This is a genomic window from Fructilactobacillus sp. X8R4C1 (genome assembly GCF_059900905.1).
The window spans coordinates 97,954-112,174 of the sequence record NZ_JBWXVJ010000002.1 but is presented as its reverse complement, the minus strand read 5'-3'; the positions used below and the strand labels follow the sequence as shown (position 1 = coordinate 112,174).

The window sequence follows — 14,221 nt, the reverse complement described above, 5'->3', positions numbered from 1 at the left end:
AATTGCATAATAAAAAATGACCCGTCATAACAACGAATCATCTATTTCTTTGCAATGTGTTTTTTCGTTTTTGGATCAATATCTCGCATAATTACATTTACTAGGTCGCCGACATCACTGATATTCTCAGTATTTTCACTGGTGAAAACATCGCCAAATTCATCCTCTAATTCAACGATAAATCCCGCCATATCAATAAAATCAGCGCCTAAATCATTAGTAAAGTTTAAGTCATTCGTTACCTTATCAACCGGAACCTTAAAACGACTTGAGGTGATTTCTGCTACTTTTTTAAATACTGTTTCTCTATCCATCAGTGATCCCTCCTACTGCTCACCATTTTTAATACTATCCATTTCATCAGTATGATTAGAAAAATATCCTTTCACTGAATCAACAAAATTAGAATTAATAATTTGCTGAATTTGAAGTATCGTATTTCTAATTGTCTTAGCCTTACTACTACCGTGGCTCTTCACCACTGGGGCCTTCAATCCAAGTAGGACGGCACCCCCATACTTAGTGTAATCCATCTTGTGGGCAATCTTCCTTAAAGTATTCTTGAGTAATAAAGCACCCACTTTGGACTTCACTCCACCATTTATAATGCCGTCTTTTAACATATTAATCATTGACAATGCAGTTCCTTCAATACTCTTTAAAACCGCATTACCGGTAAAGCCATCGGTTACCGCTACATCGGTAACTCCATTCAGCAACCCTCGTGATTCGATGTTACCAATAAAATTAATGTCATCATTTTTTCTTAAAGCACGATACATTTTTTGATGAATCTTATTTCCTTTGTCAGACTCAGTGCCATTATTAATCAACCCAACCCGTGGATTTTTAATCTTTAAAACTCTTTCAGCATAATACTTACCTAGTAGTGCATACTGATAAACGTTAACAACCTTAGCATCAGCATTTGCTCCACAATCAATTAACGTGAAACCAGTATCGTTATCAATTACTGGTAAAGTAGTAACCAGTCCCGGACGATCAATTCCTTTGATTCTACCGATTATCAATAAACCAGCAACTAGAATGGCACCAGTATTTCCACAGGAATAAAATGCATCAGCTGTTCCATCTTTAACAGCTCGAGCAGCCATGACCAGACTTGATCCCTTTTTTTCTTTTACTGCTTTAACGGGTTCATCTTCCATTTTTATAACTTCATCTGATTGAATCACTTTGATATTTTCTTTGTTATTTAACAACGAATTGATTTTATCAGAATCACCAAAGAGTTGAAACTCCACGTAATCCATTTCATCACGAGCAAGCTCAATCCCTCTGACAATTTCATCAGGTGCATTATCGCCACCCATTGCATCAACAGCAATTTTTATCATTATAGGCAAAGCTCCTTAATCAAACTTAACATCTTGATTTAAAGATTTAAGTCTTTTTACTAACTTTCGATTTTTCGGTTCCTGTTCCCAATTAACATCATCAACGATTTCTTTTGCAACGGTCTGCGCTGTGCTCAAAATATTAATGTCAGCAACTGGATCTCCAACTTTAAAGGTTGGCATTCCAGACTGATTTTTACCAAGAATGTCCCCAGGACCTCTTAATTCTAAATCTTTTTGTGAAATAAAGAAACCATCAGTTGATGAACACATCACATTCATTCGTTTTCTACCAGTTTCATTTTTAGGATCAGCAATTAAAATACAATAAGCTTGCTGGTCCCCTCGCCCCACACGACCCCGAAGTTGATGTAGTTGAGCCAACCCAAAATGGTCAGCATCATAAATCACAATGGTACTTGCGTTGGAAACGTCAACTCCGACTTCAATTACTGTAGTAGAAACTAGAACTTGTACCTTATTAGTCTTAAAAGCATCCATTACTTTATTTTTGTCTTCATCACTCATTTGACCATGGAGTAAGCCAACCGTGTATTTATCACCAAGTTCTTGCTGAAAGTTTTGGTATGTATCAGTCACGTTTCTCATATCCACTGCTTCAGATTCACCGATAAGGGGGACTACCACGTAAACTTGTTCTCCATGATTTAAGCGCTTTTTGACAAAATTAAGCATTGCATCAATCTGTTGATTCTTAATCCAAGCCGTTTTAATTGGTTTTCTACCACCTGGCAACTCATCAATTACCGAGACATCCATCTCACCATACGCTGTGATCGATAGAGTTCGTGGAATAGGCGTAGCAGTCATTGATAACACGTTCGTCGATTTACCCTTTTCTCTCAGGGCTTTTCTTTGGTTAACTCCAAACCGATGCTGTTCATCAATGACAGCTAATCCTAAATTATGGTATTTAACCTCTTTTTGAAACAATGCATGAGTACCCACCACCAAGTTAATCTCGCCACTTTCAATACGGGGTAAAAGTTCATTTCGAGCCGCTCTAGAAGTATCACCAGTCAGTAGTCCAATGTTAACACTAGTATCCTTAAAAAGCTCAGCAAGTCCGTCAGCATGTTGTTCGGCTAAAATTTCAGTGGGAGCCATTATTACGGCTTGTTCCCCAGAAAGAACCGCAGCATAAATTGCGATAGCCGCTACAACCGTTTTTCCGCTCCCAACATCTCCCTGTAAAAGCCGATTCATCTGATATGGACGCTTTAGATCAGATAAAATTTCTGAAATAACCTTTTTTTGTGCCAGGGTCAATTCGTACGGAAGAGAACTCACAAACGTCTGTAATTTAGCACGATTAATGGTTATCGCAGAATTAGGGGCCTGATTTTTCTGATGTTTTAAAGTTTGCATTCGCATTTGAAACAAGAAAAATTCATCAAACTTTGCGGTTCTACGTGCGAGTGCTGCTGCTCTTTGATTTTTTGGAAAGTGCATGTTAGAAATGACATTTTTTAAATTTTCTAATTTATACTTTTTTAAAACCCAATTGGGGATGAAATCTTCAATTTGACCTTGGTACTGATCATAGGCTTCGGTTACCAATTGGCGAATGGTATTCTGGGTAATCTTATGGTTAGCGGGATAAATTGAACCAAATTTTTCGCCATCACCAGCTTTCAAAATTTTAATTCCGGCCATCGATTTTTTATTTGCATCAAACTTTCCGTAAATCAAAATTTCATCCCCGGCTTCAACCTGTTTCTTTAGCCACGGCTGATTAAAAAAAGACACCGGAATCACATCATTACCAACTAGTAACTTAATAGTTAAACGACTTCTACGTCTTCCAAAAAAATTAACCGTTGGATTTATAGCAACCTTACCCTTCAGAGTGACCACCTGCTGATCAGAAATTTCAGAAAGATCTTTAGTTCGAAAATCTTCATAACGAAATGGAAAGTATGTCAGTAAATCATAAATGGTCACAATCCCCAAATCATTTAGAGCTTCAACTTTTTTGGGACCGACTCCTCTAAGCGTTTCCACATGGTCATCTAACCCACTCATCAAATTCACCTCCTAAAAAGACTGTTAATCCACAAGGACTAGCAGTCTTATTAAGTATCTATCTATATAATATTACCTATTCAACGGAAATAATCAACGGATAAACTGGTTGATCCCCCTCATGAGTCTCAACTTCTAATTCATCGTCCACTGATAAGACAGCATTCGAAACTTTATCAGCATCATCCTGATCAGCGTCTTTTCCAAAAATAATCGTAACGTTTTCGCTATCATCATCTAACATTTTTTTCAGCATCTTAATAGCTGCATCATCTAAAGAAGAACCAAGGACCTGAATGTCTCCATCAATAATTCCCATGTAACTACCCTTTTTAATGTCCATTCCATTAATCTTTGTATCACGAACAGCAGTCGTCACTTGGCCACTTTTAACGGTATCTAAAGAGTCGTCCATCTGGGTCTGGTTTTCTTTAAAAGTATTATCAGGATCAAATGAGAACATCGCGGTTAATCCTTGTGGGATTGTCTTGGTGTGGACAACTTCCATCGGAATGTCTGTGATTCCCTGGGCTTGCTCTGCCGATAGGAAAATATTCTTATTGTTAGGAAGAACGATCGCTTTTTTAGCATTACTGTTATTGACAGCGTCAACAATATCTTGCGTACTAGGGTTCATCGTTTGTCCGCCACTAATGATGTTAGTTACTCCTAAGCTCTTAAAGAGCTTCTCTAAACCTGCTCCCGCAACCACCGCAATAATTGCTAAGTCACGCGGCTTTTTATGCTCTTTTTCTTCCTTTAAATCATCGGTCTTTTGAGCTTTTTCATCGCTTTCCATGATTGATTCTTGTTGCAGTCGCATGTTATCAACTTTAACGGTTGCTAAGTCACCAAATTGTTGTCCCCACGACAAGACCTTGCCAGGATGCTCCGTGTGAACGTGAACGCGAACCACTTCATCATCATTAATAACCAAAAGCGAGTCCCCTAATTTCGCCAGATAGTTATAAAAAGTATCGTAGTCGAATTTCTGGGTAACCTGCTTTCCCTTCCCAATTCGCACCATAATTTGGGTACAATACCCATAAACAATGTCTGCTGGGTTTAATTTACCTTGAGCACTCTTATGATGCTCAACATCAATCATTTCGTTCATTTCTTCAGAATTAGGTTGATGTTCACCTTTGTCTTCAATCTTTCGACCATTTAAAACATCATCAAAAGCTTGAAAAACAAATACCAATCCTTGTCCACCAGAATCCACCACTCCCACTTGCTTTAATACTGGGAGAAGATCTGGAGTTTTTTTAAGAGCTTTCTCAGAAGCATCAAGAATTGAGTCCATTACCTTTATAACATCATCAGTATCTGAAGAAGTATTTTCACCAGCTTTAGCAGCTAGTCTAACTACCGTCAAGATGGTCCCTTCAGTGGGCTTCATGACCGAACTATAAGCAGTCTTAGCTCCAGCGATAATAGCATCTGCAAATTCTTGAGCATCAAGATCCTTTTTACCTTCAACGTTTTTTGCAAAACCACGGAAAATCTGAGACATAATGACACCAGAGTTACCTCGCGCTCCCATTAATAGCCCCTTAGCAAGTGCAGAAGCTTTGCCGCCAATCGTATCATCATTTGATTTATCGACGTAACTTTCCCCACTTGATAATGACAAACTCATGTTCGTTCCAGTGTCTCCGTCTGGAACTGGGAAAACATTTAACGAATTAATAAAATCCGTATTATTATTAAGAACGACCGCGGCGGCTTGAACCATTTGGTCGAACTCTTTAGTAGTAATCTTAGTTAATGACACTATTATCAAATCCTCCTTATACTCAAACCACTAGTCGTTAATAACTTTAACACCCTGAACAATTACGTTTACTGAATCCGCATTAATCCCTAACATTGATTCCAAATTATATTTAACTTTTGACTGAACATTACGAGAAACTTCAGAGATCTTGGTTCCATAACTCACAATGACGTTGACGTCAACTTGAACTTTCTTGTTAACTTCTCTGACAACTACTCCTTTTGAGTAACTATCCTTTCGAAGAATTTCATTCATATTATCTTTAAATTGGTTTTTGCTAGCCATGCCAACAACTCCATAATTATCAGTTGCGGCACCGCCGACTACTGTAGCAATTACATCATTATCAATATCAATTGATCCATATTGAGTGTTTAACTTTACAGCCATCGTTTGCATCCCCCTTATCCTTTCGAGCTCATAACGATATCTAATGTTACCACACCCCATTATAAAACAAAAATATGAATCATGGTGTCAAGGACATTTACTTGAAAGAAACTTTGCATTTATGACGGTATTATGGTAAGTTATTTAGGTAAACTATTGAATATAAAAGAATTCCAAAGTAAGGAGGGATATTATGGCTAAGGATCAAATTAATGGTAAGAGAACTCATTTCGGCAATCGTCGTTCTCACGCTTTAAACTCATCAAGAAGAAGTTGGAAGCCAAACCTACAAAAGGTACGCATCTTAGTTGATGGTAAGCCCAAACGTGTTTGGGTTAGTGCCAGAACTTTAAAATCTGGTAAGATTACCAGAGTATAATCATTATTATTTTAATTAATTAAAAACAGTACAACCATTGAATGGTTGTACTGTTTTTTAGTCTCGACTTTGAATCACCATCAATACTCCTTCATCAAAAACAAACGAAGCACTATCTCCAATAAATTCATTACTTGAATAAGAAGTTGGATACCCCACCCAATAATGATTTAATTGATATCTTTCATCACTGAGCGTTAAATGCATTGGTAACAGCGGACAAAAGTCTAAATATTTCATTCCAGTGATTTTCTTAATATGATACGACCCACTTAGAAAGTATCGGATTACATTTTGACTATCAATGAGTCTCAGCTTTGAAAGATAGGGTTTAATATTTGGCTTTAAGACCATCAAAAAATTGGTCAGCAAGTGATCAAGACGCCCGCCTGAAAAGCCATAAATATCTATCTCATTCTTAGGAAAATACTTGCCAGCGGTCCTGATACCTAATTCAGTATCAGTCTCATCCTTTACCGGATCAACCCGAATAACATGCTTGGCTTTTTGTAATATTATTTTAAATTCCGAATCTGAAACCGAATCGAAGTCACCAACAGCGTATTCAGGAATAATGCCCAATTTGATTAGTCGTAAACTTCCTCGATCAACCCCAATGAAGGGACCCTTTATTTTTTTTGTCTTTAAGTTAGATGGCCATAACTCAATTGGTCCCCCAACAACGACATTTACCTTATTCATAACTAAAAATTAGTAGCGTTCTTAAGAGCCTGAATACGAGCAGCAGGATCTTTTGCATCAAAAACATATGAACCAGCTACAGCGACGTTTGCGCCAGCTTTATAGGCGTCAACCACCGTCTTATTGTTAACACCACCATCAATTTCAATGTCATAGGAATATGAATCATTTTCTTCACGTAATTTATTTAATTCTCTAACCTTACTAATCGTTTCAGGAATAAACTTTTGACCACCAAATCCGGGATTAACAGTCATAACAAGAACTTGATCAACCATGTACAAGACTGGCTTAATCATCTCCACTGGGGTTCCCGGATTAATTACGACTTCAGCTTTAACGTTTTTATCTTTAATCATTTGAAGAGCACGATGAATATGGGAAGTTGATTCAACATGAACCCCAATAATATCTGCGTTAGCATCAGCAAAAGTATCAATATATCTTTCAGGATTCTCAATCATTAAATGACAGTCAAGTGTTAATCCAGTAATGGGGCGAATCTCTTTGACCCAGCCTGGACCATAGGCAATCGCTGGAACAAACATCCCATCCATAACATCGATATGTAGTAATTCCGCACCACCCTTATCGACCTTTTCAATGTCTTTTTGTAGGTTTACGTAATCCGCACTTAAAATTGAAGGAGCAACTTTAATCATGTTTAATTTCCTCTTTTCTTATTATAAATTGGCTTTTGTGCTTTTAATAAATGATATTCTTGCAGATAATCATCATACCTGCTCGATAGAATTGTACCACTTTCAACCCCAGCTTTCACGGCACAACCAGGTTCATTAACATGCAGACATTCACGAAACTTACAGTTGGGTGAAGCACGTACAAATTCCGGAAAATAATTTTTTAATTCATTTGACTTAATTTCCAAAGTATCAAAAGAAGAGAAGCCTGGTGTGTCAGCAATCAAGCCGCCATTTACCGTTAGTAAAGACACCTTCCTAGTGGTATGCTTCCCTCGACTTAAAGACTTAGATACGACTCCAGTTTTAAGCTTTAACTTAGGGTCAATTTCGTTAAGCAGTGTTGATTTTCCTGACCCAGTCTGACCCATTACGATTGATTGTTTGTGAGGAAGTAACTTCGAAACATCACTCACTGCATTTACATCATCTTTTTTATCAGGCAACACAACTTCATAACCAATTTTCCTATAATCATCCGCAACCGTTTTAAAAAAATCAACCTGCGCTTTTGACGTTAACAAGTCAGTCTTACTAAGATAAATAATTGGGATAATCTTCTGCTTTTCGAGGGCCACAAGTTGCTTATCTAATAGTGAGAAAGAAAAAGCAGGTTCAATGGCTGAATTAACTACAATTGCTTGATCAGTATTAGCAACTGGTGGTCTAACTAATTGATTAAACCTTGGTAAAACCCTTAAAATGTATCCCTCGTTCACATTAGTTTCATCAAACTCAACCAGGTCGCCAACGATGGGTTTAATATTTCTTTTTCTAAAGTTCCCTCGTGCTCTCGTCCGGTACATTTTTTCATCGGACTCAACGTCATAGAACCCACTCAAAGATTGATAAATCTTGCCTTTTCTCACATTAATCTCCTATTGAATCCTCTGAAAGCCCGCGATAAAGAAGCCATCAGAATCATAGTCGTCTGGATAAATTTTTAAAGCATCTGTATCACGATTTGGCTTTAGGTCTTTTCTTGTCTTGACCCAAACCGGTTTAAAGTTTTGGTGCTGATCTAAAAACCTGCTGATATTCTCACTATTTTCTTGATTCATGATGGTACATGTACTAAATACCAACTGTCCGCCCACTTTGAGTGTTGGTGCCACAGCATTCAAAATTTCAGTTTGAATCTTTACAAGATGTAAAACGTCATCAAGTGTCTTATCGTATCTAATCTCTGGTTTACGCCTCATCAATCCAAGTCCCGAACAGGGAGCATCAACCAGGATTTTATCAAAAGTACTTTCACCAAATAATTCAGAAACATTACGAGCGTCAATGGCATGAACTTCAATATTATCTTTCACACCCATTCGGGCTGCATTTTGCTCAATTTTGGTTAATTTTTTGAGGTGCAGATCTAAAGCCTCAACCTTACCAGTAGTCAAATATTCAGCAATTTGCGTGGTTTTACCACCAGGAGCCGCACAAGCATCTAGTACATAGTCATCATTTCTAATGTCCATGGATTGAACTGGCAACATGGCACTTTCGTCCTGAATCGTAAACAAACCCTCTTTAAACAGAGGACTACCACTAGCACTTTTACCAGATAAGATAAGCGCATGATCAGCTACTTCACTACTCTTAACCTCATATCCCTCTTGGAAAAATTTCTTCTTTAAATCATCATCAGAAATCTTACGATGGCTCACCCGGACTGATTGCTTAGCTGGCTGATTAATACTTTTAAGTATATCAACCGTCTTATCCATACCAAGTTGCTCATTAAGTTGCTTTACAATCCACAGCGGAACACTATAAAAGATTGAGTCGTAAGTGGCAGTGTCTTTAATTTTATCAATTGGAGGCAATCCATTTCGTTGGATGTAGTGAAGGACTCCGGTAACAAGTCGTCTAATACCATCATGCCCACGCTTTTTGGCAATCTTAATTGATTCATCAAAAATCGCACGATCTGGTATTTTGTCTAAATACTGCATTTGATAAATTGCCGTATACAGTAATTCTTTGACCCAACCATCAAGTTTGTCAGATCTTTTTACTAAATGGTCAACATAATAAGCTAACGTTAACCGGTGCTGAATCACACCATAAACGATATTAGTATACAGGGAAATATCTTTGAGACTCATCGTGCTAGAATCGATCACATTGTTGATTTGAAGATTAGAATATGCACCGCCATGAACACGCTCTAGTGTTCTTACGGCTAAGTATCGTGGATTACTTGAGTTATTTTCTGTCAATAAATTGATCTCCAATTTCTAATTTCTGGTTGCCGTTCAAATATTCGGTAATTGATTTTTTTGGCTTCCCAGACGGTTGAATTTCTTCAATTCCCAAAACCGTTCCGTTCCCAGCAGCAATTTTTAAATGGTGTTTATCTTTACTAACCACCTTACCAGGATCTAAATCAGTCTGCTCATCAATAACCGTTGTTTCCCAAATCTTATTTGGTTTCCCATTCACCATTGCAAATGCGATCGGATCGGGTCTTAACGCTCTGACTTTTGCATCAACCAAACTAGCAGGTTGAGAAAAATCTAGCTCTTCTTGTTCTCGCTTAATGTTTGGCGAAAACACAACTTGTTCTTCATCCTGTTTTTGGGGATGTGCAGTTCCATTAATAACTTCTTTTAAAGTCTTTAAGAGAAGGTCACGTCCCACTAAACTCAACTTTTTAAACATACTATCAGTATCGTCGATGTTTTCAATCTTAACAGGTTGTTGAGCTAAAACGTCACCAGCATCCATCTTTTTGACCATGTACATAATCGAAATTCCAGTTTCTTTATCTCCGTTCATAATGGCATATTGAACCGGAGCCCCACCACGATATTTCGGCAGTAAAGATCCATGAACATTGATATCCGCAATTTGCGCTGCTTCAAGCAATTTAGTCGGCAAAAATTGGCCAAATGCAGCAGTAATAATAAAATCTGGCTTCATTTGAATGATTTCTTCCATTTCGGGACTTCCACCTAATTTTTGCGGTTGTAGTACCGGTAACCCCAAATCTTGACTAGCTTTCTTAACCGGTGATTCTTCAATTTGATGTTTTCGCCCCACCGGTCGATCTGGCTGGGTTACCACTGCCAACACTTTGTAGTTCTGATCTAAAGCTTTTAGGATTGGAACACTAAATTCAGGCGTTCCCATAAATACAATTGATTTCATAATAATTCACCTACATAAAACTGACTGGTTCTGGATCAATCCCGATCTGTAAACCCTTTCTAACTTCTTTTTGTGATATTTGTAAAATATGCTTTAAGCTTTCATTGAGTTTTAAGTCACGTTTGTACTTAATAATGATTTGGAAATAATAACGTTTTTTCATTCGAGCAATCGGCCTAGGGGTTGGCCCCAAAATAATGGTAGTTTGATCAAGCGACTTTTTAAGATAATTAGCAACCTCATAAGATTCATTAGCCGCCTGCCTCTCATTTAGTGAACTAATTGAAACTTTAATGGTAAAGAAGTATGGAGAATAATCAGCTAAATGTCTTAATTGCATTTCTTTTTGATAAAATGCTTCATAATCCTGGTCTTTAGCCAATTGAATCACATAATTATCTGGATTATAGGTCTGAATAATGACTTCTCCATCCTTATCAGCTCGTCCAGCTCGTCCGGAAACTTGAGTTAATAAATCAAACGTTCGTTCACTAGAACGAAAATCAGGTAAATCCAATCCGGTATCAGCATTTAATACCCCCACCAAAGTTACATTCGGAAAATCCAGTCCCTTAGCAATCATCTGCGTTCCTAGTAAAACATCAGCATGATGTTCACCAAATTCACGAAGTAACTTCTCATGAGAACCCTTTTTCCGGGTTGTATCGACATCCATTCTGATTACTCGCGCTTTTGAAACGAGTTCATGTAATTGTCGCTCTACCTTTTCAGTTCCAGTACCAAAGTAACGAATATTTTTACTGTGACAGTTGGGACAATACTTAGGAATTGGTTCCTCAAATCCGCAGTAGTGACACTTCATCGTATGAGAATCCATGTGAAGCGTCAAAGAAATATCACAGTTGGGACACTTTAAAACATAGCCACAATCTCGACACATCAGAAAAGACGAGAATCCCCGACGATTAAGCATTAACACTACTTGTTCGTGCTTTTCAATTCTTTGCTTAATCGCACTAAGTAATTGGTGCGAAAAGATTCCATCATGAGTCTCTTCTTCTCTGGTCATGTCAACAACTGAAACTTCTGGTAAACGCCTTTGATTAATGCGATCGGGAAGGCATAAAAATTTATAAACTCCCTTTCCGGCACGAGCCCTTGACTCAAGCGAAGGTGTTGCACTCCCAAGTACGACCGGACAATGATGATAATTGCCACGCCAAATGGCAACATCCCGCGTGTGGTAACGTGGATTATCATCCTGCTTGTAACTTGTATCGTGTTCCTCATCAAGAATAATAATCCCAATATCAGAAAGAGGAGCAAAAACTGCTGATCTTGCCCCTACTACTACCTTTGCCTTTCCATTATTAATTCTACGCCACTCATCATACTTTTCCCCAGTTGACAAACCACTATGAATTACAGCAACTTGATTACCAAACCGATTTTTAACTCGATTAACCATCTGGGGGGTTAAAGAAATCTCTGGAACTAACATCAACGCCGTCTCACCTAAATCCAGAGCCTTTTGGATGGATTGAAGATAAACCTCAGTCTTACCTGATCCAGTTACTCCTTCAAGTAGATAGGTTTCATTTCGATGGGCTTCAATGGAACGATCAATTTCACGAACAGCATGTGCTTGATCAACGGTTAACTTTTTTGGTTGATCAATTGTAATGTCATGTTTGTACGGATCACGATACTTCTCAACCTGAACTTTTTTTATCCAATTCTTCTTTTCAAAACTGCTAATCGCTGAATTGGATATTTTAAGATCATTAACGAGGTGGGTCTGAATAATTGGTTGATCAGTATGGTTCTCTAAGACAGAAAGTAAGTTTAATTGAGAAGTGGCATTCTTACGAAGTTGTTTTTTTGCCTGACCAAAATCACTTAATTGATTTAAAATGGCCGTTTCCGTTTTCTTTTTGGCTTCATTTTGAACTTTGTAAATCACTTGGATTTTATTGTTCTTACGTAACTTAGCAAGTTTCCCCATCTCCGTACTATTAAAATGCTCCGTGTCAAACGGAACCATACTCTGGTCTTTAAACTTATCATTAAGCTCTTGATCGGCAAGATTTCCAGTTGCTTTTACATAGGTTGTATATCTTGCCTTCATCGCATTAGGAAGCATGGTCAAAAGACAACTAATTCGAAAAGAATAAGTTGTATCAGCCAACCACTTAGAAAGTTCAATCATTTCGTCGTTCAACACTGGGCTCAAATCCATGGTACTATCAATCTTTTTGAGTTGATTAAGCTGGTCCGGTTTCTCATCTGTAATATCAACGACAAAACCTTCAACTTTTCTGTTTCCATTCCCAAATGGAACAATGACCCTCATGCCTCGTTTCAGTTGATCTTCTAATCCAGTAGGAATTAAGTATGAATAGGGTACATTTGTTTGCATGGTCGGAACATCAACAATCACTTTTGCAATTTTCAAATTACCCCTTCTTTCCATTCTTGCATATTACAGATTAGCTATAAAAGGTCAACAACGACATTTAACACTTCACTAGCAACTTTTAATTTAGACTCAACTTCTGTCTTTTTGACCAAACCATCCTTTGAGATGATTGAAACCTGATTATCATCACTATTAAAACCAATTAATGAATTGGAAACATCATTTAATACCACTAGGTCTAATTTCTTTTTCATCAACTTTTGCTTAGCATTTTTAAGAGGATCATTGGTCTCGGCCGCAAAACCGACCACCACCTGATTAGGGTTCTTCTGTTGTGCCACTTTTGCAACAATATCATCGTTCTTAATTAGATGGAGATCTAAAGAATCATGGTCTTGATCCTTCTTTATTTTTTGTTTTTCCGCATGAGCAGGTTTAAAATCACTAACTGCAGCAGCCATAATCAAAACCTGATTATCTGAAAATAAGCGTTGTACCTGGTGCTCCAGTTGATCAGCAGAACTAACTTTGATAACTTTCACACCATCTGGAATCTGGCACTGACTGTTGGCACTTACAAGTGTCACTTTAGCCCCCATTTCTTTAGCAACCTCAGCAATTGCATATCCCATCTTTCCTGATGAATTATTTGATAAGTACCTAACCGGATCAATTGGTTCTCTAGTACCACCAGCAGTTACTAGTATATTAACCCCAGAAAGAGGTTGGTCATCATGATCACTTAATTGACTAACCACAAACTGATAAATTTCTTCTGGTTCAGCAAGTCGACCTAGAGCTGAATATCCTTCGGCTAGTGGACCAACTTGTGGCTCAATAAATTCGATACCATCATCTTTTAATCTTTGAAGATTTCTTTGGGTAGCTGGATTTTTTAGCATGACATCATTCATTGCTGGCGCAAAATACTTGGGGCACTCCATGGCTAACATAGTCGTACTTGCAAAATCATCCGCAATCCCATTTGCTGTTTTAGAAATAAAATCAGCGGTAGCAGGGGCAACAATTGCCAAATCGGCCCATTTAGCTAGCCCAATATGATTAATCGTTGTTGAGTCATCAAAATAACTTTGATCATCATAGACATCATTCTTCGATAAAACTTGAAAAGTTAATTTCGAGACAAATCGTTTGGCAAACGGTGTCATTACAACTTTGACACTAGCACCATTCTTTTTTAAAAGTCTCAATAAATAAACTGCCTTATAAGCAGCAACGCTACCAGATACAAATAAGACAATTTGCTTCCCGTTTAACAAAATTATACCCTCCAAAGTATTTCTTATTAATTATACTACACATCCCTTATTATTC

The 14,221-nt window shown here is 37.7% G+C and carries 13 protein-coding genes; 1 reads left to right on the top strand and 12 read right to left on the bottom strand.

The window, feature by feature from the left end; all coding sequences use genetic code 11:
- Nucleotides 1-41: 41 nt before the first annotated feature.
- From AC6UDA_RS03550 to AC6UDA_RS03530, 5 genes are all read right to left on the bottom strand, one after another.
- Entirely contained in the window at nucleotides 42-314 is a 273-nt protein-coding gene (locus AC6UDA_RS03550) for an acyl carrier protein (RefSeq protein WP_500693715.1), read from the bottom strand.
- A gap of 12 nt (nucleotides 315-326) precedes the next feature.
- A complete protein-coding gene (plsX, locus tag AC6UDA_RS03545; protein WP_500710951.1) occupies nucleotides 327-1,358 on the bottom strand; it encodes a phosphate acyltransferase PlsX in 1,032 nt (343 codons plus the stop codon).
- 15 nt (nucleotides 1,359-1,373) lie between these two features.
- Nucleotides 1,374-3,404, bottom strand: coding sequence for an ATP-dependent DNA helicase RecG (gene recG / locus AC6UDA_RS03540; protein WP_500707116.1), 2,031 nt, complete (start codon nucleotides 3,402-3,404; stop codon nucleotides 1,374-1,376).
- A 76-nt stretch (nucleotides 3,405-3,480) separates the two neighbouring features.
- On the bottom strand, nucleotides 3,481-5,181 hold the full coding sequence (locus AC6UDA_RS03535) for a DAK2 domain-containing protein (RefSeq protein ID WP_500707117.1): 1,701 nt from the start codon (nucleotides 5,179-5,181) through the stop codon (nucleotides 3,481-3,483).
- Between the two features lie 30 nt (nucleotides 5,182-5,211).
- Complete coding sequence (locus AC6UDA_RS03530) at nucleotides 5,212-5,574, bottom strand: Asp23/Gls24 family envelope stress response protein (RefSeq protein WP_010021513.1); 363 nt, start codon at nucleotides 5,572-5,574, stop codon at nucleotides 5,212-5,214.
- A gap of 193 nt (nucleotides 5,575-5,767) precedes the next feature.
- Here AC6UDA_RS03530 and rpmB point away from each other — a divergent pair, with 193 nt between their 5' ends.
- A complete protein-coding gene (gene rpmB / locus AC6UDA_RS03525) occupies nucleotides 5,768-5,953 on the top strand; it encodes a 50S ribosomal protein L28 (RefSeq protein WP_500693710.1) in 186 nt (61 codons plus the stop codon).
- A 57-nt stretch (nucleotides 5,954-6,010) separates the two neighbouring features.
- Here the strand turns inward: rpmB and AC6UDA_RS03520 are convergent, their stop codons facing one another.
- From AC6UDA_RS03520 to coaBC, 7 genes are read right to left on the bottom strand one after another with little or no spacing between them, the layout of a single operon-like run.
- Nucleotides 6,011-6,655: a thiamine diphosphokinase gene (locus AC6UDA_RS03520; protein WP_500707119.1), complete on the bottom strand. Its 645-nt coding sequence runs from the start codon at nucleotides 6,653-6,655 to the stop codon at nucleotides 6,011-6,013.
- Nucleotides 6,656-6,657: 2 nt separating this feature from the next.
- Complete coding sequence (gene rpe / locus AC6UDA_RS03515; RefSeq protein ID WP_500707120.1) at nucleotides 6,658-7,317, bottom strand: ribulose-phosphate 3-epimerase; 660 nt, start codon at nucleotides 7,315-7,317, stop codon at nucleotides 6,658-6,660.
- 2 nt (nucleotides 7,318-7,319) lie between these two features.
- Nucleotides 7,320-8,225, bottom strand: a complete 906-nt coding sequence (gene rsgA / locus AC6UDA_RS03510) for a ribosome small subunit-dependent GTPase A (protein ID WP_500707121.1) — start codon at nucleotides 8,223-8,225, stop codon at nucleotides 7,320-7,322.
- A gap of 9 nt (nucleotides 8,226-8,234) precedes the next feature.
- Nucleotides 8,235-9,575, bottom strand: a complete 1,341-nt coding sequence (rsmB, locus tag AC6UDA_RS03505; RefSeq protein ID WP_500707122.1) for a 16S rRNA (cytosine(967)-C(5))-methyltransferase RsmB — start codon at nucleotides 9,573-9,575, stop codon at nucleotides 8,235-8,237.
- Complete coding sequence (gene fmt / locus AC6UDA_RS03500; RefSeq protein WP_500710949.1) at nucleotides 9,562-10,506, bottom strand: methionyl-tRNA formyltransferase; 945 nt, start codon at nucleotides 10,504-10,506, stop codon at nucleotides 9,562-9,564. The genes rsmB and fmt overlap by 14 nt, the downstream gene beginning before the upstream one ends.
- Before the next feature lie 10 nt (nucleotides 10,507-10,516).
- Nucleotides 10,517-12,940: a primosomal protein N' gene (priA, locus tag AC6UDA_RS03495; RefSeq protein WP_500710946.1), complete on the bottom strand. Its 2,424-nt coding sequence runs from the start codon at nucleotides 12,938-12,940 to the stop codon at nucleotides 10,517-10,519.
- Between the two features lie 20 nt (nucleotides 12,941-12,960).
- Entirely contained in the window at nucleotides 12,961-14,166 is a 1,206-nt protein-coding gene (coaBC, locus tag AC6UDA_RS03490; protein WP_500693703.1) for a bifunctional phosphopantothenoylcysteine decarboxylase/phosphopantothenate--cysteine ligase CoaBC, read from the bottom strand.
- Between the last annotated feature and the right edge of the window lie 55 nt (nucleotides 14,167-14,221).